Source organism: Streptosporangium canum, assembly GCF_900113865.1.
Lineage (GTDB): Bacteria > Actinomycetota > Actinomycetes > Streptosporangiales > Streptosporangiaceae > Streptosporangium > Streptosporangium canum.
Map to the genome: position 1 here is coordinate 22,740 of NZ_FOQY01000033.1, position 18,886 is coordinate 41,625.

Genomic DNA, 18,886 nt, shown 5'->3' on the forward strand with positions numbered 1-18,886 from the left:
TCCGGGAGAAATTTAAATTATCCGGGAGAAATTGCCCCTGCCCGGATGCCACGCCGTACCGTTCCCCCTGCCGGAGCGCCCGCCGCGGACGGGTTGGTGTTCGGCACAGGCCGACTGCCGGGCGGGGTGATGACCGCGCTCCGGTGCGGCACGGAGGGCCGGGGCCGCCGGGCGGGGTGGCGGCGGTGCTCCGCTCCCCGCCCGGTCCGCGGTGGGTCAGGAGACCGGTGCGGCCACGGCGCGCATCCTGTCGAAGTTCGCGACGTACTGCTGGTAGACGGCCTTGTTGTTGAGCCGCAGCAGGGCTTCGTCGTTCCGGCGCAGCGAGGTCTCGTTGTAGTTGTGGCTGCCGGTGAAGACCCAGTGGGCGTTTCGGTCCCCGTCGTAGGAGCCCTCGACGAGCAGGTACTTGGAGTGGATCCGGCCGGGCAGCGCGCTGCCGTTGCCCAGGGTGCGCAGCTCGATGCGCGGCTCCGCCAGCAGGACCCGCTTCACCTCGTCGTCCATGATGCCGTAGACGATCTTGACCGAGCAGCCCTGCGCGGCCAGGTCACGGAGCCGTTCGGGGACGGCGATGCGGTAGGTGTCCCACTCCGACATCCCGACGCGGAGAGTCGTGCCGCCGCGGCAGGAGACCTTGTCGAGGCTCTCGACGATGGTGTCGGTGGAGGCGTCCGTCCCCGCCCTGGGGAAGAAGTAGGCCCGTACCGAACCGCCGGCCGCCCCGGTCGTGGTGACGCGGTAGTAGTCGGGGTCCTTCCGCTCGGCCGCCAGGTCCTTGAAGTAGCCGTCGTACGCCTGGTACAGCCGCCGGTTCCCCGGGAGGACCACCGCGTTGTTCCAGTACGTGGAGGAGTTCAGGTCGGTGAGGTTGGCGGACGACTGCACCACCACGTCGGAGGCTCCGCCGGACCGCGAAAACAGGTAGAACTTGTTGTGCTGGCCCTTGTTGCCGATGCAGGCCGCGGTCCCACCCGACGGCGGGCCGGAGCAGACGTGCAGCCACGAACCTGCCGAGGTGTCCGTGCCCAGTTCGGCCGCCAGCTGCGAGGCCACGGCGGCGCCACGCGTGTCGCCGTCCAGGATGACCTGCACCTCGACGTCGCGCCGGTGCGCCTTGATGAGCTCCCCGGCGAAATCGGTGCCCGCCGTGCCGGACATGACGAAGTGGGCGACCTGGATCCGGGCGCCGGAGGGGGTCTGGTGGATCAGGCTGCAGAGAGTCCGCACGATGGCGGCCGGGTCGCCGCCCGCCGGCTCGCTGAAGACCGCGCCGGTGGTGACCGGTGTGGCCGGCGCGTCCGCGCAGGTGGTGCTGCTCGCCATGGCCGTGCCGCTGCCCGTGAGGGCGGACGCGGTCACGACGGCGGCGGCCGTCAGCACGGACAGGAACGTACGTGGCATGGATCACTCCTTCAGGGGACGGCTGGGATCCGTGTCGTTCACCGCAGCCGGCTGGGATGGGACGGGCTCGGGGAAATGGCAGGCCACTGGGTGTCCGGTGCCGCGATCGATCAGTGTCGGTTCCTCGTCCCTGCATCGATCCTGGGCCCGCCAGCAGCGTGTTCGAAAACGGCAGCCTGAAGGCGGGGCCAACGGTGAGGGAACATCTCCCTGCGGGACGATCTCGTGCCGTTTCTTCCTGCCAGTCGTCGAGGCTCGGCGCCGCCGACATCAGCGCCTGGGTGTACGGATGGGACGGGTTCCGGTAGACGCTCTCCTTCGAGCCGACCTCGACGATCTTGCCCAGGCGCATCGGGGTGTCGTTAAGAGTCGTGTCACCAGGTACACGCGATCGTGTTGACCCTGGTGACAGCTCTCGCAGCACCGCTGGGGTTCACCTGCAGAATGCTGCTTCCGTCCCGCCAGTCCGGCTCGCCGACCTGGGTTGACGCAATCGCGTGCACCTGCTGACAGCTTCGTTACCGACACCCCGAGTTGCTGGGGCTCATCTTCGGCGACTGGCGCCGGGCCGAGGACGCCGGGCTGATCGGCGCCCCGGACCGGGATCCGTACCGGACCCGGGCCGCCGCCGAGGACCTGGCCGGCCGGGCCATCCAGCTGCGCCAGGCGATTCCGCCGCAGCCGCTGGGCGCGCGCAGATGCGCGGAGATGCTCAGCGAGGCCACCGGCCTGGACGTCGGCGAGCCCGACATCATTGCCCTGGCCGAGCGCGGCCTGACATCCATGGTCGACCACTGCAAGGACTGGCCGCTGCGGGATCGAAGCGATCGCGGCCGTGACACATATCAGGAACCTGTGGCGGCGCTTTGCTGTCGCGGCGTGGATCTGCCAGGGACGCCGGAGACGAGGTACCACGCCGTCGTGGCCCACAGGACGGTGGCGGAGCCCAGACCGGCCACGGTTTGGACCCCGGACTCCGAGGCCCCGGAGAGCGCCATGGCGCAGCCGGCCACGCCGACGACGATGAGCAGGCTGCCGGTCCAGCGGTATTCGAGGCGGCCGAACGGTCGCGCCAGCGGGAAGAAGTGCGCGCCGACCACGATCGCGATGAGTGCCGGTATCCAGCTGTACCCGCCGGTGATGTTCCCGACCGCGACGACGACCGCGATCCCCACTCCCTGGCCGACGTTACTCCACTTGAAGGTGCGCGCGCTGCGTTCGTACGCCTCGCGCCCGCCGGTGCCGTCGAGGCGGCGGGCAGCGAGGACGAGCAGGGTCGCGGCGAGGACGGCTCCGGCGACGAGGGCGGCGGTACGGGCGGAGCCGTCCAGGACAACGGAGCCGACGAGCCACCAGACGGTGCCGAAGAACGTCAGGATCATTCCGGAACCGCGGGTGCCGTACTGAGGGTTCGGGCGAAGAAGAGCACACATGACGTCCATCCAAGCCGACCGGGCGAGGGGGCGCAGCACGCCGGTGGCGGCGGTGTGAATGTCGTCCGCCTCGGATTCGGGCAGGTCGGCGCAGCGGCGGATGAGCGTGGCCGGCCCGAGCCCAGCCAGGGATTCGCGTAACTGCAACTCGGGGTGTCGGTAACGAAGCTGTCAGCAGATGCACGCGATTGCGTTAACCCAGGTCAGCGAGCCGGACCGGCGGGACGGAATCAGCATTCTGCAGGTGAACCCCATTCGCGTACCCGCTCAGATCGGTCAACGGCGCACCCGATAGCGCAGGTGAAGCACCCGGTTGCCCTGAATCATCACGTCAGGATCCTCCAACAGGTGCTGCGCGTGGACCGACCCGAAGTAGCGCTTGCCGGACCCGAACACGACGGGTACGACGTCCATGCGCACCTCGTCGATCAGGCCCGCGGCAAGCACCTGGCCACCGACGTCGCCGGCGGCGACCTCGATCAAGCGGTCACCCGCAAGCTCCTGCGCCTTGGCCACGGCTGCCTCGACGCCGTCGACGAAGTGAAACGGCGTCTCGGGGTCCCAGCCCTCGGGCTGCGGCCGGTACGTCACGACGACCACGTGGTCGATGCCGCTCGGCGGCTTTCCGTCCCAGCCGTCCGTCATGTCGAAGACGTGGCGGCCGACGATCGTGACTCCGATCTGGTCCCAGTACGAGCGGGTGTAGTCGTAGGAGGTCTGCGACACCTTCAGCTCGCCGCTCTCGTTCAACGGGACGTCACCGCTGGACAACCAGTCGAACAGCGGTCCGGGCTGGTCATTCTCGTCCGCGACGAAGCCGTCCACCGACACCGAGCTGTACATGACCACCTTGCCCACGGGGCTCTCCTCTGCTTTGGGGTGTCCCAAATTAGCGTGTCGTGAGCTGGCGCTCTTGTAAGAAACCAGTCGGCCGGCAGCGGCCAGCCGTCCATCACGTGGCCGGGATGTTCGCGCAGGAACCGCCGCCGGACTTCGACGTACCGGGTCGGCGTGAGCCCGGTGAACGCCCGGAACTCGTGGCCGAAGTGGGCCTGGTCGAAGTAGCCTGCGCCACTGGTGAGGTCGCCCCAGTCGATCGGTCCGGTGGGGTTGATCGCGAACACGGTGGCGGTGAAGCGGTAGGTGCGGGCCAGCCGCTTCGGCGTGACGCCGATGAGCTCCTTGAACCGCTGTGCCAGATGAGTGCTGCTGACACCGGCTGCCACGCTCAGGTCGCCGATCGCCACCGCCCCGCTGGTCGCCGCGATGACGCTGCTCGTATGGCGGACCAGCCCAGGCCGGCGGTCTCGCACAGCCGTCGCATCAGCTCCTGCTCGAGCAGCGTCAGCATCTCGTGCGGTCCGTCCGCCGTGGCCAGCCGGTCTCGCAGCTCAGCAATGGCGGGCCGGCCCCAAACCTGCTCTATCGTCACAGGCCGGTCACACAGCTCGGCCGCGGGCATCGGCAGGAACGGCGCCAGCCCCCACGGCTTGAAGTGCACGCCAACGGACCGGGTCCGGAGTGGGTAGCCGAACTCCAACGCGCGGGTGGGCGTGGTGACCACGCAGCCGTCGGCGTACTCGGCCGTCTCGATGTCGGTGCCGGCGCGGATGCGGAACGACGCCCCGAGGTTGACGATGAGCAACGCCGACGGCCCCGGCGGCAGCGTCAGCCGGGCGTACGGCGGCGCACCCTCCAGGTAGTAAAGGTCGTCGGTCAGCATGTCCACCAGCGGGACGACGCCCCACCGCTCCCGGATCGCCGCCTTCAGCCGGCGCAGGTTGCGCGGTTCCGGGGCGGCGTCCAGCGGGGTGAGATGGATCGCCCCGGCGTTGCGCCGTTCAGCGATCTTCAACCAGGCCAGGCCCTTCCCGGCCAGGGCGTCGTTCAGCGCCGACAGTTCGGCGTCCATCTCGCCCCGGAGCTGGTCGACGAACGCCTGCGGATCCAGCGGTTTGCGGAGTTTGGCGTAGTTCTCGGCCCGCCTGTCCTCGAAGTCCTTCGGCAGTAGGAGGCCTTGAACACTCGCTGCTTGTGCTGCCGGTAAGAGGTGCCCTTCGCCTTGTACTCGTGCAGCAACTGCACCAGCGTCCTGTAGCCGCCCGGCACCGCCGGGTAGATGACGTCCTCCCCCCCGCGACTCGGGTGACCCGAGAGCGGCCTCGGTCATCTTGAACAGGATGTTCTCCTTGCCCGACACCCGCTTCAGCTCCGCCACGAAATCGCCGGTCACCTTGGTGTCGGCGCGGGCGTTGATCCGATGCGCCGTGGCGATGCGCAGGTCGACCAAGGTGTCGGTCGCGCCCGCCTGGCCGACGTCGCCGCGTTCGTCCGCTGGCTCCAGACGGAGGCCCCGGGCGTGCAGCTGCTGGCCGGCAGTGAGGATCATCTGACGCACTACCGCGACACCATCGCCACCGGCACCGCGCGTGCCGGCCTGGCCCGGCCGGGGATCCCGCTGCCTGAAACTCACCCACACCGACCCCGCAAGTCAGCAGCTGGAGCTGTTCCCCGAGCCGGACCAAGCGCCCGCCGAAGGCACCGCGGACGGTGCCTGATCTGGTGGCCAACGCCACAGGGGGCGGACACCGGGCTCATTGTCCGGGGGTTGTCCAGAACTTCCGGTAAGACAACGCCTTCCCCGGGGCAAATCGGGAAGGCCGTGGTGTCCTTCCCCAGCGCTCGTCCGGACCAACGAACTGACGCCTTGGGGCAGCTGACCTGGGCCAAGCCCCGTTGCCTATTTCCAGGCCTGCGGTGGGTGGCATGATGAAGCGCGACGATACGGCCCAGGGAGTGGAGTGCGTGGCAGTGGATCTTTCCGTGGTTGAGGATCTCTGCACCACGTTCACCACCCACGCCGACGTTGGGACTGTCGCGTCGCTGATCGGCGCAGTTCCTCTGGCGGTGGACTACCGTTCCCCCGAGGCTCTCACCTCGAGCACTGCCACCATCATCCGCTGGGGCGACGGGATCCTGATCACGCACCCCTACTATGGCGACGAATGTGCCCGCCAAGAGGTCATGAGCGTCCTGTCACGCGATGGCCACCTGGCCGTCTGCCTGGTGTGGGGGGGCGCGCTCTCTCTGTGGAGGAAGACCCACTCCAGGATGGACCCGTGGTACGAGGCGGGCGCATCGCTGGCCTACTTCGCCTACGCCGCGGACGGGAGATTGGAGGTCGGGTTCGACCCTTATGACTTCGACAGCGCCGCCCCGTCCGTCCGCTGCGGCTGGAATACCGGGGCGGTCGACGTCTACCTGCACGACCTGGACTTCACCCCTCTCCAGGTCGTGACACAGCAGTCCGGCAGCAGTTTGAGGCCGGGTCGGCACACCATTTCCCGGCACAAGTACGCCTGCGTCACCCTGATGGAACGCATCGCGGGCGCCACCTTTCCGGCGGATGTCGAAAGGCCGGATTCGCCCGATGCGGGATTCACCGTCGCCAGCCCGGTACCGGCCATGAGCGATGCCGAGTTCGCCCACTTCATGGGCCCGCCGCAGAGCTGAGGCTCGCGTCGCCGGCTCCATGCAACCGATGAAGACGGCGACGCCTGTCCTGGAAAAGCGGTGTCAGCCTACGACGTAGGGGTCCCGGCCTGTGAGCGCCCTGTGGACCTCTGTGGGATCAGTGTGGTCAGGCGAGAGGTTTAGGCAAGCATCTGTGACATCCGCATCTTCCTCCAGGCGGTGCTCCATTGACGCACATCGCTTTCGCTTCCGCCGCAGGCGCGGATGAAGGCGATCACCAGGTCTTGGGGCGGCAGCCTGCTTTCCTTGAGGACTTTGCACAGGGTGCTTGCCGCGAAGCTGCCGCCGAGCGGCGGGCCAGCTCCCGCAGCGACGGCTCACCGGCCCAGATCCGGAATTTCCGCATGTGGTCGACCAGCTCGGTCGGGGTATGAGCGGTCAATGGTTCGGGGTTGAAGAAGTACCCCTTTTCGTCTTCAAGCCGGCGGGCGACCGTCACTGGGAGGCGCGCCTCCGACGTCTTGACGGGTGAGGTGGTGCCGGCCGCACGATCGATACCTTTCGGGCGATGACGCTGTCCGCACCTACCATGCCTTCCGCGAGGTCGAGCAGGACGCCGCCGCCGTGCAGAAGATCAGGTGCGGCCAGAACCGCACCGCCTACCTGGTCGGCGGGATCGTCTACAAGGTGGACGGGTGGCCGCCGGAAAACGTGCACGACCACCGGATCCTGCAGAGGGCCCGCCATGCCGGCATGCCGTGAGCTCCGCCGTCCGCGCTGTTTGAGCTGAAGGACGGCAACGGCTACAAGCAGTACGGCATGGCCATGCCGTACTTCGTCAACGACGGCAGCGCCCCCGACATCGAAGCGATGGCGCTCCTGCGCGCGCAGACCAACAACCAGCTCGATGACACGAACTACCGGGTTGTCGGGGGCAAGCCCGTCGTGATCGACACCGGTGACATCGAAGGACGACCTCGGCTAGATGAATGGGGAAACGACTGCCGCCAGCGTGAGGCCGAGGCAGGCCATCACGAAGTAGCCCCTCTTGGGCCACCGGGTTGTTGTCTGTCGCCAGACGATCACCAGGGCGGCTGCCGTCACGAGTGCCAGCAGCAGATGCATGCCGTACCACCAGGGGATCGGCACATCCCCCAGGGTTTCCCCGACACTCAGGTCCTCGGTCAGCGCATAGCCGGCGACCATGGTGAGCCCGCCCAGCCCCAGCAGCGCGAGCCCGGGCAACGACTGGCGGAACGCACGGGTGGGCACTGCTCGCAGGACGATTCCCACCAGGAAAACCAGCGATGACCACTGGTGCAGCTGCTGCATGAGCAGGCCACCACGCACCTCGAACCTGGTCGTCAGCTCCGCGGCGTAAGCGGCGCTCATCTCGACTCCGCGCAGCGGCTCGTAGGAGCCGTCATAGATCACCCGGTCGCTCGGCGTGTAGAAGAACGCGAGGAAGGCGCCGGTGAGCAGGACGACCACGAAACAGTAGACGAGCATCTCGCTCATCAGCGTCTTGTATAACCTCATTCGGCTTAGTCCACCACGAATCAGAACCGGGATGTCGTTGGGTCAGCCTCACCAGAGCACCTCCTGCCCTTGCTATCTCTTCAGCAAGGGCTGTTGTTGCTGCCCTTTGAGTCTCACTGGATGTCGTGCCCGGTCCTGCACGATGATCGTGAGCACTGATCCATTAGGGCGAGATGGTTCTCCTGGAAGGCTTACATCGGCCGTCTGGTGAAAGGGGAACCGGATGCTGTACCTGGGAGACGACTGGTCAGAGGACTACCACGACGTGGAGATCCAAGACGACAGCGGCCACAGGCTCGTCGCGGTGAGACTCCCCGAAGGGGCTACTGGGGTGGCCCGCCTGCACGCGCTGATCGCCGAGCATCTGGACCCGGACGCCGAGGCCGACCAGGTACTGATCGGCCTCGAGACCGATCGCGGGCCGTGGGTGTGGGCTCTGGTCGCCGCTGGATACAGCGTGTATGCGATCAATCCACTGCAGGTGGCTCGCTACCGGGAACGGACCCGGATCTCCGGCACCAAGAGCGACAAGGCCGATGCGCACAAGATGGCGGACATGGTCCGCATCGATGCCAGGCAGTTGCGGCCGGTGGCCGCGGACTCCGGCCAGGCTGAGGCGATCAAGGTGGTGGCACGTACGCACAAGAGACTGATCTGGGTCGGACCCGGCATTTTCTGCGGTTGCGCTCCACACTGCGGGAGTTCTTTCCCGCGGCGCTGGAGGCCTTTGACGATCTGAGCGCGCCGGAGGCGTTGGAATTACTGGCCAGGGCACCGGATCCGGCTGCGGCGGCCCGGCTGACGCTGAGGCAGATCAGTGCGGCGCTCAAGCGTGCCGGCCGCTACAAGGTGGCCGAGCGCGCCGAGAGGATCCAGCGGGCGCTGCGTGGGCGACAGCTCACTCAGCCGCCGGTGGTGGCGGATGCCTACGCCTCGGCGGTGGCTGCCCAGGCCGCGATCCTGGCGGTGTTGAACGAGCAGATCATGCTCGTGGAGGAGCGGGTGGGGACGCATTTCACGGCGCACCCGGACGCTGAGATCTACCTGTCCCAGCCGGGCTTGGGTGTGATCCTCGGTGCTCGGGTGCTTGCCGAGTTCGGTGACGCCGCCGGGCGGTCCGCGAGTGCCAAGGCCCGCAAGAACTATGCGGGGACCTCACCGATTACCCGCCAGTCGGGCAAGAAGAAGATCGTGCTGGCGCGGTACATCCATCAGGATCGGCTGGTCGATGCCCTGCAGACGCAGGCCTACTGCGCGCTGACGCACTCGCCGGGTGCCCGCGCCTATTACGACGAGCTCCGCGGGCGCGGTGAAGCGCACAATCCGGCGCTGCGGAAACCGGCCAACCGGCTGGTGGGGATCCCGCACGGCTGCCTCAAGACCGGAACGCCCTATGACGAGGCGACCGCCTGGTCCCACCGCGCCGAGCGCGAGCCGAACGACTCGGTGAAGCCATCGCATTCCATGGCCGCTTGACACAAACGGCCATGGGATGTCTGACCTGCGGTAACGGAGGCGCTTGACCGCACGTGGCGAGTTGATGATCACTGCCGCTACGTTCATTCCTGTTTCGTCCGGTACGACACGTGGGGTGGTGCGAGAAGATGTTTTCCGAGGAGCAGTCGGCCTGCCACCGCGTGAGCTCCTGCGGGGAAATCTCAGCGTTGTCGCCGGTGCAGGCGATCAGGAACGGCGCTCCGTTCTCCCCGCTCTCGACGACAAACCTGCGGGTACGGTGGTCGCCACACCCACCCTGGTGCTCAGCGCAGCGGCGTCCATCACCCGCCCTGGTCCGCGCCCGTCGAGCGGGTGATGCCCGCCGCCGATATCGTCACTATCGCTAGGGTGTCGCACCACAGCATGCTCTCCGGCAACCGGGGCGCGCTGCACCCAGCGCTGCCCCGATTCCTCACCACACGTCAGGAGACCCGTTGAGCACCCCGCGACAACGCCTCTACCTGCTGCTGCTCGCCATTGGCATCATCGTCCCCTATCGCCACGCCATCGGCTGGCTCAGAGAGCACGGGCTCGACCTGCCGCGCTTCGTCGACGACATGCTCGCCAACGACGTCGCCGCGTTCTTCGCCTGGGACGTCATCATCGCGGTGGTGGTACTGCTCGCCGCAGCCGTCACCGACCGGTCCCTGCACGTCCGCGATCGCGTGTGGGTCGTTATCGGTTCGCTCGCCGGCGCCTCGGTCGGGCTCCCGCTCTACCTGTGGCTGCGGGAACGCCGGCGGCGACCGGCGGAAGGCGCGGCCCTAGCCAGTGGCGTGCGGCGCTCGCGCTGAGCTGCACGATCTCAGATAATCGTGGAGTATCTGCGGCTATCCGCTCCCCAAGGGGTCCGGCGAGAAGCTGTACAGCGCTGACTTGCCCTGAGAGGGCTTAGCGCACGATCCGGTTCCGATGTTCCTCAGGCCCCAACCCCAAGTACTACACCGCGCGGTTCATCCTGGTGCCCGCGCTGTGCGAACTGCTGGAGGTCCGAGGGGGACTGGCTGACCGCCTGGCCGGCGAAAGCCCTCGGGGACGGTCTTGGCGGGCGGCAGAGGGCGGGGGCGAATCCAATCGCGCGCGGGGCGGTAGGACGGCCGAGGAGGACCGCGTGAAAGGCGGCAAGTGACCTGATCGGCGTCACGATTCGTTTCGGGAGACGAGGTTGGCCGCGTCGGAGCCAGGGCGGGACCGTCGTGGGTGCGGGGCCCGTCCGGCCAGCCAGAAGAGGGCGAGGGCGGCCAGCTCGACGCCGGCCGCCACGGCGGGCAGCCAGCCGCTTCCGTGCCTGTCGAGTACGAGCCCGCCGAGCGCGCCCCCGCCCGACACCCCGATGTAGACGGCGCTGCTGTTGAGCGCGAGCGCCTGCGGCCCCGCCGGCCCGGCCAGGGCGAGCAGGCGGGTCTGGGCGGGCGGCGGGATCCACCACGAAACGGCGGCCCACACCAGCAGCAGCGGCAGCAGCGCGAGCAACGGAACCGGCCGCAGGAACCAACAGGCGCTGAAGATCGCCATCACCGCCGCGAACCCCGCGACTCCGGTGATCAGCGCCCGATCGGCCCCCCACCGGTCGGCCGCACGCCCGCCCAGCTGCCCACCCGCGAGCCCGGCGAGGCCGGCCAGCACGAACACCCACCCCAGCTCGGTCGGTCCGGCGCCGGCCAGGTCACGCAGGAACGGTGCGAGGTAGGTCAGTACCATCATGCTGCCCAGCACGATCGCCACGATCCCGAGCATCCCCAGCAGCACCTGAGGCCGGGCCAGCGGCCTCAGTCGATTCCGGATCGGCATGGCGGGCGCGGGGGGCTGCTCGGGCAGCGTGCTCCGGATCGCCACCAGTGCGACAAGCCCCAGCGCTCCGCCGAGCCCGAACGTCGCCTGCCAGCCGAACGCGCCGCCCACCCAGGTGCCGAGGGGCACGCCGAGCGCGAGCGACCCGGTCAGCCCGCCCATCACCAGCGCCAGGTAGCGCCCCTGCCGACCTTCGGGGGCCAGGGCGGTCGCGATGGCGTACGCGGCGGGAACGACGGCCGCCGCCGCCAACGCGGCCAGCACCCGCAGCCCCATCAGCAGCGCGTACGAGGTCGTGAACGCGCTGGCCCAATTCGCCACGACGAACAGCGCCAACGCCCAGGTGAGCAGACCGCGCCGCGGCCAGGTCGCGGTCACCACGGACGCCACGGGTGCCGCCAGCGCGAAGGCCAGCGAGAAGACGGTGACGAGCTGCCCGCCCGCCGCCTCGCTGACGCCCAGGTCCGCGGCTATCGCGGGCAGTACGCCGGCGATCACGTAGTCGTCGGTGGCGAACACGAACGTGGTGAACACCAGGGCGAGCAGCCACGCGGGCAGTCGCACACGCTGTGGTACGGCGACGGACACAGCTATCCCCTCAATTAAGGTAACGATCGTTTCCCAGATAAGGTAACAGTCGTCACCCCAATGACGTCAAAGGGATAAGCGATGGCCAGGACCGCCGACCCGCACCGCCGCGCGGAGTTGCTCGACCAGATCGTCGACTACCTGGCCGGCCACGGCCTCTCCACGTTGTCGATGCGCCCGCTGGCCCAGCACCTGGGCAAGTCCACCCGCGTGCTGACCCACCACTTCGCCGACAAAGAGGCCCTGCTCTCGGCGACCATGGAACGCCTGGACGAGCAGCACCGGGCCTGGTTGCGCTCGCTGCCGGGCTGGACGGGATCCGACAGCGTGGGCACGATCATCCGGCGCACCTGGGACTGGCAGACGCAGGAGGAGAACCTGCCGACCGCCCGCCTGATCCACGAGATCGAGGGCCTGGCCGCGGCGGGCAAGCTGGCGGGGCACGTGCCCAGGCTGCTGGCGGACCGCTCGGAGTTCGTGGCGGGACTCATGCGCGAGCGGGGCATGCCGGAAGCCGACGCGTTGCGCATCTCCACGCTGGCCAATTCGGCGTACACGGGGCTGCAGATCGACTTCCTCACGACCGGCGACCGTGAACGCGTGGAGGCCGCCTTGGATCAGCTCTGCACCCTGGTGGACGACTGGGTCGCTTCCGCGTGAATCAGGGGTTCCGGTAGTAACGGCGCAGGAAACAACGGATATGCAGGTCGGCGGTTCATCTTTCAGACTGTGCTCGGATCTCTGACAGGGACTCTGACCTGCGTATCCGTTGGAAATTTCTGCATTACTACCGAGACCCCCAAAGCGAACGGGATGGTCTTGCGGCGCAAGACCGTTCCCGAGGCACGGTTCTGCATCTCGTCCCAGAACACTGGCGTCTGGAAATACAGCCCCAGGAACTCCGGGAGAGCTCTCTGATCCACCTCAAAGGTGATGAACACACCGGAGACGTGGGTGCCGTCATGCTCCGCCCGCGCGACACCTGCAGGGGCCTCGAACGCCGTGATCGTGCGGAGGACGACGTCGTTCTCTCGCACCGTGTTCAGCGTCGTGTATTTCGAGACTCCGCCGACGAATGGCTCCTTCTCCCCGAGGCCGCGCCCATGCATCTGGACACTGACTGCGGGGTAGGGGACGCCACCCTTCAATGCCACCTTGCGGCGCACGTGGGCCAGCAGGTCACCGAGGGTGATCTGCTCCCAGTCACTCTTCGAGTGGTAGGCGGTCACGATGTCGGCGATGTCGGCATCGGTGAGGATGTTGCGGTTTTTGGCCTTGGTGAACCGATTGGCGGCGTCGATGAACAGGACGCGCCCTGCCGCTCCGGGTCCTTGGTGCCGGGTGCGCGGAACACCAGGATCGCCGTGGGGATGGTGGTCCCGTTAACTCTGGTCGCCCAACCCACCTGAACCAGTTCGACCGCGACCTGCGGGAATAGGTCTTGTAACGACTGGCCGACCTTGGGCCGGATCCGTGCCGCAGTGGCCACGGATCAATCCCCGATGCCCGCGAGCATGTACGAGGACTCCAACGTGGCCACCGGGTTGGTGTTGCTGATGACGCTCGTACTGCGGGTGATCAGCGGAGGTCCATGTCGGAGTGCCGCGACGCGCTCTTAACGACCCCGAGACACTCTCCGCACGCCCGGTGTCCTTCTTGGGATCCGAGCTAAGCCCGGTCAACTTGGCCTACGCGAAAGGATAGATCATCATCCTCTGACCTGCTGGAAGGGTTCTGCAACCCTAGATAACGATCGAGTTCTCCCTGTTTGAGCGGAGACGCGCCGTTCGGCGTCCCACACCGATCAGCGTGATCCTTTCAGGCTGTAAGGCCATCCACGGATTGACTCACTCCTCCAGGGAGAGGGCCTGGCTAGGGCACACGTGCACCGCTTCGCGGGCCTTCTCGATCAGCTCGCCCTCCGGTGTCTCGTTCAGCACGATGATTGTGGCGTCGTCCTCGCTCTGGTCGAACAGCGCGGGCTCAGTGAGCACGCACTGTCCGGCACCGACGCACCTGTCGGTGTCCGCGATGATTTTCATGGCCCTCTCCTCCTGAGATGGGGATGGCAGTTCGTCCGCTACCAGGTCACCGGGAGCTGGTACAGGCCATAGATGTTCGCGTCGTCCTTGAACGGCAGCTCGTCGACATCCATCGCCGGCTCCAGCGTGGGGACGCGGCCGAACAGCGTGTCGAACACGATCTGGAGCTCCATCCGAGCCAAGTTCTGGCCCAGACACTGGTGCGGCCCGAACCCGAACGCAACGTGATGGCGCGCGCCGCGCTCGATGTCGAGCTCGTCCGGATTCTCGAACGCCCGCGGGTCTCGGTTGGCCGAATACCCGAGCGTCAGCACTCCTTCGCCGGCACGGATCAGCTGCCCGCCGACCTCCATGTCCTCGACGCACAACCGAGCCGTCGCCACGTCGATGATCGTGAAGTACCGCAGCATCTCCTCGACCGCGTTGAGCGTTTTGCCCGGGTCGGCCTTGATCATCGCGAGCTGCTCCGGGTTGCGCAGGAACGCCACGGTCGACAGCGAGATCATGTTCGCCGTCGTCTCGTGGCCGGCCACGAGCAGCAGCAAGCCCATGCCGGCCAGTGCCGTCCGCCGGTAGGTGCCGTCCGCGCGCAGCTTGACGATCTGCCGCCCGAGCAGGTCGTCCGGCGGGTTCTTCTCCTTCTCCGCGATGAGGTCGGCCATGTAGCCCTGGATGGCCACCATGGCCGCCCACCGCTCCTCGGGCGGCGTCGACTGCTTGATCACCTTTACCGTGTGCTCCTGGAAGAACTCATGGTCGGCGTAGGGCACACCCAGCATCTCGCAGATCACCAGTGACGGGACCGGCAGCGACAGCGAGTCCACCAGGTCACCGGGCCGCGGCCCGCCCAGCAGCGCGTCGATCTGCCCGTCGACGATCTCCTGGATCCGCGGCCGCAGCGCCTCCAACCGGCGCACCGTGAACTCGCCGAGCACGGCCTTGCGCGCCGGCCCGTGCTCAGGCGCGTCCATCGCGATCAGCATGCGCTCCTCGTCCGGCCGCCGGGACGCCGCCTCGCCCTTGACCAGTGCCGGGAAATCCGGATGCTGCCGGTCGGCGCTGAACCGCCGGTCGTTCAACACGGTTCGCACGTCCTCGTGGCGGCTGACCACCCAGGCCCACCCGCCGTCGGGCAGACGAACCCGCGAGACCGGCTCTCCTTCGCGGATCTCCTCGTACGCCGGCGGCGGCGCGAACGGGCACGTGCGGGCCATGGGGAACTCGTGCTTCTCGGCGGTCGTCATGACTTTTCCTTCCACGACGTCACGGACAGGCGATAGAGGCTGGACAGCGAAAAGCCGTATGTGAACGGCAGTTGCTCGACCGGTGGGGCCGGGTTTGGCTCTGGGATGCGGCGGACCAAGGAGCCGCAATGGACCACCGGGACCGACAAATATCGGTGGATTCAGACTCGACCCGTCCCCTCGCGGGCGAAGTGCGGTTCCGCCGCTTCCAGTCGCGGTACCGAGATGCCCAACCGTCGTGCTTCGGCCAGGGTGTCCCGGCAGACCTCACGCGGCTCCTCGGCGTCGGGGTCGGAGTGCGCCGCGAAACTCACGCGCGCGAGCGCGACATGAGCAGTCAGCCAGGCGAGCACGGGGGCCGTCAGCCAGGTGGGCGCACGGAACAGCAGCACACCGCCCCGGTGACGTCGCAGGTCGACACCGCGCGCCTGGAGGAGCGGCAGAAGCTCGCGGCCGGCCAGCAGCCCTTCGCGCAGGTCGCCCCTTGCCCCGGCCAGCTTGGACAGGGAACCCAGCCGCAGGCCCTGTGAGAGCAGGCCGGCATCCGACACGAAATGGACCCACAGCCAGCCGCGGAAGTCAGGCCGCTCCTTGAGCCGGAGCCCGGCCTTGCGAAACGCCTGGCGTACGGCCCGCTCCCGGTCGGTCGGGGGCTGGCCGAGGGTGCCGAAGATGACCGACGGCAGCAGCGCCCCACGGAGCACGCCGTCCGCGCCGAAACCGCCACCGGCCTGGGGAAAGCCCCAGGCGATCCGGTCGACAGGGAGGTCGCCGATCGCGGCCGGCGGTTCGGTCCAGATGTTGCCGAAGACCAGCACCGTGGCCTGGCCGACACGCGGGGACAGGAAGGCCGTCGCCTCTGCGAGGCGGTGGTGCGACACGCTGAGCACGATCAGGTCGAAGTCGTGGTCCGGCTCCAGTGCCTCGCGGAAGCGCACCGGCCACTTCTCGACGACGCGCTGCCCCCACACCCGGCGCCGCGTATCGAGCAGGTCGAGGTCCACCGCGTCTCCGTACGTCGCCGCGCGTCCCGGCCGGACGTAGAACTCGACGTCGTGGCCGGCCCGTTCCAGCGCCCAGCCGTAGATGGTGGCGATCGCGCCTCGGCCGAACATGAGGATCTTCAAGCTGCACCTCGTGGGGTACGATCGATTTGGAGGCAATCTCCACTTCTTTTAAGATATGGAGGTCATCTCCACTTGTCAACGCGAGGTAGCGCATGACCGCCGACAAACCGCTGCGCGCCGACGCCCGGCGCAACCGTGAGGCCCTGATCGCCAAGGCCCGAGAGGTCTTCGACGCCGGCGACTTCTTCGACCTGCGCTTCGATGACTTCGCCCAGCTGGCCGGGGTGGGCACCGGCACGCTGTATCGCCACTTCCCCACCCGGGAGGCACTGGCCGAGGCGGTCTACCACGGGGAAGTCGCCACGCTGTGCGACCGCGCCCGCCGACTGCAGGCCACGCTGCCCGCGGCGGAGGCTTTGGCGACCTTCCTACGCGGCATGGTCGACCACATAGACGCCCACGAGGGCCTGGCCCGGACGTTGGCCACGCTCATGGCCGATCGCTCGGGTGTCCTCGCCGAGGGCGGCCGGGCGCTGGAGCAGGCTGTCACCGACCTGGTGGCCGCCGCCGTGCGGGACGGCGCCGTCCGCGACGACGTGGATGCCGGTGCCGTGATGATGGCGCTGCACGGCATCGGCGCGGCCCATGACCGCCCCGGTTGGCGGGCCGAGGCCGACGGTGTCATCACCCTCGTGCTGGACGGGCTGCGCAACTCGCACTCAGCCCAGGCAGCCATCCGTACGCCTTCCGGAAGGAGAGGTGCACGAGGTGCAAACAGCGGCACGGCATCGAGTTGAGGAACCCAGAAACAGCCGTTGGAGAACGATTTTGAGCGAAGAGTGACGCCCAACGCCGGTGCGTGATCGCTTGGGGGGCGATGATCCTGCGTTCTACGTGGGGGTTTCTGGCCCGTGGATGATGCGGTGGATGGTGGGGCGTCCGACGCTGTATTCGGTGGCCAGGTCGGCCAGGGACACCTCGCTCTCGCACTCGGCGACCATGGCGAGGGTTTGCAGGAACAGCCGCCCGAATGGGGCGTTCCAGTCGTAGACGGGCGCGCCCAAGCCGAACAGGACGCCGTGTCCTGACAGGCCGGTGAGGATCTTGTTGGCCTCGGCCATGTTGCGGGCGAACCGGTCGAACTTGGTCACGGTGAAGACGCTGCCGTCCCACATGGCGGCGAGGGCCTGGCCGGTGAACTAGTTATAACGACCCCGGGGCGCTCTCCGCACGCTCGGTTCTTCTTGGGTGCGGGCTGCGTTCGGTCAACTCGGCCTACGTGAAAGAAGAGATCATCGTCCTCTGACCTGCTGGAAGGGTCCTCCAACCCTAGATAACGATCGGACCGCTTCGGCTGCGGCGATGAGCTCGTGTGTGCCGCGTACGGCACCGATATGCGGACATCGTGGTCCGCCGGTCTACAGGCCGACTCCGCGCATCGGGTTGTCGTTCCACTTGTCGGCCTGACGGATGTAGCCGGCCACCACCGGGGAGCCGTCGGCCCAGCGGCCGTGCGTGGTGATGGCCGACATGGGCGCGCCGGCCTTGGCGGCGGAGGTGGCGCCGCCGGCGCGCAGCCCGTGCGCGGTGTAGGTCTCCGGCCTGTCCAGGCCGGCCAGCGCGGCGGCGTTTTTGACGATGAGGTTGATGGTCTGGCCGCTGAGGCGTTGGCGGCTTCCGCGGCCCGCGCTCTTGGTGGCGCCGCCGATGCCGCCGTGGCGATCGACCGGGCGCAGTAGGGCGCCGGAGGTGACGCCGCGCTCGGCGAGTACGGCCAGCCACGCTTTGAGGACACGCACCGGGCAGGTCTCGGGATGGGATCCGTGGGGGAGTGCGACGGTTTCCCCGTGGGCGTCCTGGTCGGTTTTGCTGGTGGGGATGTAGACCTCGAGGCCGTCGACGGTGAAGGTGAGATCGCCGATGTCGCAGGCGACGAGTTCGGAACGGCGTCCCATCAGGGCAAAACCGAGCACCAGCACCGCGCGATCACGCAGGCCCGTCGTGCTGGTGGAGGGGAGTGAGGAGATCATGGCGCGGAGGCGGTCGATCGTGATGGGCGGCGACTTGCGGGTGCGCCGTCCCTGGTGGGCGCGCTCGCGCCGGTAGACGCGCAGGGCCAGTCGCGCCTGCTTGGTGGCGGGCTTGCCGAGCTGGGCGTGATCGTGGGCGGCCAGGATGCAGGCCAGCGCCCGGTCGATGGAGGCCGGGGCGTAGGCGCGGGCGGCCAGATGGGCGACGTAGTTCGCCAGGGTCTCGGCGGTGGCGGGCAGCAGAGCGTGCCCGCTCTCGTCGCACCATGCGCCGTACGTCGTCCAGTCGCGGGCGTAGGCCAGGCTGGTGTTGGCGGCCAGGCCGCGCTCCACCAGCAGGGCGGCCTCCTCGGTCAACCCTCGATCCAGGCCCCTGGTCTCCGGTAGACCTGACTGGCGGCGGACAGCCACCTCACCGTTTTTGATCATGCCCACCCAGTTTTCGTGCTCGCCGACCTTGATTAGCGATAAGGCAGATTATCGCTAATCAGCCGTCGCCGCCTCGGGATCCGCTCGGTTCACCGGAAGGCCGGCTCTCTTCCCGGGAGGGACCAGGCGCCCGGGGTGGCGTCCGGAGGGAGCGCCTCAACGGGCGCATGGGAGGGGTGACACGGGACGAACGTGGCGCGCCACGGGTGCGCCGACGATCACCGAGGACCCGAAAAGGGCCTCTGAGCTGGGCACTGACACCTCGTGCAGATTCCTACTGACAGCTCGCTGCAGATTCGCATACACACCCAGCGCCGACCTTGCCCGCACGGATCTCAACTTGCGGGA

18 protein-coding genes and 4 pseudogenes are annotated in these 18,886 nt (G+C 68.0%); 6 read left to right on the plus strand and 16 right to left on the minus strand.

Annotation, left to right across the window (positions count from 1 at the left end):
- Window positions 1-216 precede the first annotated feature (216 nt).
- From BM085_RS33830 to BM085_RS47585, 7 genes and pseudogenes are all read right to left on the minus strand, one after another.
- Window positions 217-1,404, minus strand: coding sequence for a phospholipase D-like domain-containing protein (locus BM085_RS33830; protein ID WP_093890876.1), 1,188 nt, complete (start codon window positions 1,402-1,404; stop codon window positions 217-219).
- A 3-nt stretch (window positions 1,405-1,407) separates the two neighbouring features.
- Entirely contained in the window at window positions 1,408-1,596 is a 189-nt protein-coding gene (locus BM085_RS47240) for an oligopeptide/dipeptide ABC transporter ATP-binding protein (protein WP_342742918.1), read from the minus strand.
- Between the two features lie 76 nt (window positions 1,597-1,672).
- A pseudogene (locus BM085_RS47245) lies at window positions 1,673-1,756 on the minus strand (ABC transporter ATP-binding protein); the annotation flags it as partial.
- A gap of 493 nt (window positions 1,757-2,249) precedes the next feature.
- Window positions 2,250-2,984, minus strand: coding sequence for a hypothetical protein (locus BM085_RS33845; protein ID WP_143121178.1), 735 nt, complete (start codon window positions 2,982-2,984; stop codon window positions 2,250-2,252).
- Window positions 2,985-3,113: 129 nt separating this feature from the next.
- Window positions 3,114-3,695: a dihydrofolate reductase family protein gene (locus BM085_RS33850; protein ID WP_093890879.1), complete on the minus strand. Its 582-nt coding sequence runs from the start codon at window positions 3,693-3,695 to the stop codon at window positions 3,114-3,116.
- Window positions 3,584-4,150: a helix-turn-helix domain-containing protein gene (locus BM085_RS47580; protein ID WP_425443290.1), complete on the minus strand. Its 567-nt coding sequence runs from the start codon at window positions 4,148-4,150 to the stop codon at window positions 3,584-3,586. Before BM085_RS47580 ends, BM085_RS33850 begins: the two co-directional genes overlap by 112 nt.
- Window positions 4,151-4,548: 398 nt before the next feature.
- Window positions 4,549-5,136 (minus strand): annotated as a pseudogene (locus tag BM085_RS47585) (Tn3 family transposase); the annotation flags it as partial.
- Between the two features lie 467 nt (window positions 5,137-5,603).
- Here BM085_RS47585 and BM085_RS33860 point away from each other — a divergent pair.
- Window positions 5,604-6,350: a hypothetical protein gene (locus tag BM085_RS33860; protein ID WP_093890880.1), complete on the plus strand. Its 747-nt coding sequence runs from the start codon at window positions 5,604-5,606 to the stop codon at window positions 6,348-6,350.
- 585 nt (window positions 6,351-6,935) lie between these two features.
- On the plus strand, window positions 6,936-7,073 hold the full coding sequence (locus BM085_RS44840; protein WP_177245408.1) for a hypothetical protein: 138 nt from the start codon (window positions 6,936-6,938) through the stop codon (window positions 7,071-7,073).
- A 219-nt stretch (window positions 7,074-7,292) separates the two neighbouring features.
- On the opposite strand, the gene BM085_RS33870 is transcribed toward BM085_RS44840, so the two are convergent.
- Window positions 7,293-7,850 carry a hypothetical protein gene (locus tag BM085_RS33870; protein WP_093890882.1) on the minus strand — a complete coding sequence of 186 codons (558 nt, stop codon included), beginning with the start codon at window positions 7,848-7,850 and terminating at the stop codon, window positions 7,293-7,295.
- A 223-nt stretch (window positions 7,851-8,073) separates the two neighbouring features.
- Here BM085_RS33870 and BM085_RS33875 point away from each other — a divergent pair.
- Both BM085_RS33875 and BM085_RS33880 read left to right on the plus strand, forming a co-directional pair.
- Window positions 8,074-9,326: pseudogene (locus tag BM085_RS33875) on the plus strand (IS110 family RNA-guided transposase).
- A gap of 455 nt (window positions 9,327-9,781) precedes the next feature.
- Entirely contained in the window at window positions 9,782-10,141 is a 360-nt protein-coding gene (locus tag BM085_RS33880; protein WP_177245409.1) for a DUF2834 domain-containing protein, read from the plus strand.
- Between the two features lie 346 nt (window positions 10,142-10,487).
- On the opposite strand, the gene BM085_RS33885 is transcribed toward BM085_RS33880, so the two are convergent.
- Window positions 10,488-11,726, minus strand: coding sequence for an MFS transporter (locus BM085_RS33885; RefSeq protein WP_245789854.1), 1,239 nt, complete (start codon window positions 11,724-11,726; stop codon window positions 10,488-10,490).
- An 81-nt stretch (window positions 11,727-11,807) separates the two neighbouring features.
- Here BM085_RS33885 and BM085_RS33890 point away from each other — a divergent pair, with 81 nt between their 5' ends.
- Window positions 11,808-12,386, plus strand: coding sequence for a TetR/AcrR family transcriptional regulator (locus BM085_RS33890; protein WP_093890885.1), 579 nt, complete (start codon window positions 11,808-11,810; stop codon window positions 12,384-12,386).
- A 62-nt stretch (window positions 12,387-12,448) separates the two neighbouring features.
- Here the strand turns inward: BM085_RS33890 and BM085_RS44845 are convergent, their stop codons facing one another.
- From BM085_RS44845 to BM085_RS33910, 5 genes and pseudogenes are all read right to left on the minus strand, one after another.
- Complete coding sequence (locus BM085_RS44845) at window positions 12,449-12,955, minus strand: hypothetical protein (RefSeq protein WP_177245405.1); 507 nt, start codon at window positions 12,953-12,955, stop codon at window positions 12,449-12,451.
- A 24-nt stretch (window positions 12,956-12,979) separates the two neighbouring features.
- A pseudogene (locus BM085_RS46395) lies at window positions 12,980-13,033 on the minus strand (hypothetical protein); the annotation flags it as partial.
- A gap of 540 nt (window positions 13,034-13,573) precedes the next feature.
- On the minus strand, window positions 13,574-13,768 hold the full coding sequence (locus BM085_RS33900) for a ferredoxin (RefSeq protein WP_093890886.1): 195 nt from the start codon (window positions 13,766-13,768) through the stop codon (window positions 13,574-13,576).
- Between the two features lie 38 nt (window positions 13,769-13,806).
- Entirely contained in the window at window positions 13,807-15,012 is a 1,206-nt protein-coding gene (locus BM085_RS33905; RefSeq protein ID WP_093890887.1) for a cytochrome P450, read from the minus strand.
- A 161-nt stretch (window positions 15,013-15,173) separates the two neighbouring features.
- Window positions 15,174-16,139 carry a ketopantoate reductase family protein gene (locus tag BM085_RS33910; protein ID WP_093890888.1) on the minus strand — a complete coding sequence of 322 codons (966 nt, stop codon included), beginning with the start codon at window positions 16,137-16,139 and terminating at the stop codon, window positions 15,174-15,176.
- 92 nt (window positions 16,140-16,231) lie between these two features.
- On the opposite strand from BM085_RS33910, the gene BM085_RS33915 reads away from it, so the two are divergent.
- Entirely contained in the window at window positions 16,232-16,876 is a 645-nt protein-coding gene (locus tag BM085_RS33915; RefSeq protein WP_093890889.1) for a TetR/AcrR family transcriptional regulator, read from the plus strand.
- 93 nt (window positions 16,877-16,969) lie between these two features.
- On the opposite strand, the gene BM085_RS33920 is transcribed toward BM085_RS33915, so the two are convergent.
- Entirely contained in the window at window positions 16,970-17,254 is a 285-nt protein-coding gene (locus BM085_RS33920; RefSeq protein ID WP_281249895.1) for a recombinase family protein, read from the minus strand.
- A 243-nt stretch (window positions 17,255-17,497) separates the two neighbouring features.
- Window positions 17,498-18,466 carry a tyrosine-type recombinase/integrase gene (locus BM085_RS33925; RefSeq protein ID WP_177245410.1) on the minus strand — a complete coding sequence of 323 codons (969 nt, stop codon included), beginning with the start codon at window positions 18,464-18,466 and terminating at the stop codon, window positions 17,498-17,500.
- Window positions 18,467-18,886: the final 420 nt, after the last annotated feature.

What these genes read in the sequence shown, in the direction of transcription:
- BM085_RS33830 (WP_093890876.1), bottom strand. Translation starts at nt 1,404, where the DNA reads ATGCCACGTACGTTCCTGTCCGTGCTGACGGCCGCCGCCGTCGTGACC.
- BM085_RS33860 (WP_093890880.1), top strand. Translation starts at nt 5,604, where the DNA reads ATGATGAAGCGCGACGATACGGCCCAGGGAGTGGAGTGCGTGGCAGTG.
- BM085_RS33870 (WP_093890882.1), bottom strand. Translation starts at nt 7,850, where the DNA reads ATGAGGTTATACAAGACGCTGATGAGCGAGATGCTCGTCTACTGTTTC.
- BM085_RS33890 (WP_093890885.1), top strand. Translation starts at nt 11,808, where the DNA reads ATGGCCAGGACCGCCGACCCGCACCGCCGCGCGGAGTTGCTCGACCAG.
- BM085_RS33900 (WP_093890886.1), bottom strand. Translation starts at nt 13,768, where the DNA reads ATGAAAATCATCGCGGACACCGACAGGTGCGTCGGTGCCGGACAGTGC.
- BM085_RS33905 (WP_093890887.1), bottom strand. Translation starts at nt 15,012, where the DNA reads ATGACGACCGCCGAGAAGCACGAGTTCCCCATGGCCCGCACGTGCCCG.
- BM085_RS33915 (WP_093890889.1), top strand. Translation starts at nt 16,232, where the DNA reads ATGACCGCCGACAAACCGCTGCGCGCCGACGCCCGGCGCAACCGTGAG.
- BM085_RS33920 (WP_281249895.1), bottom strand. Translation starts at nt 17,254, where the DNA reads ATGTGGGACGGCAGCGTCTTCACCGTGACCAAGTTCGACCGGTTCGCC.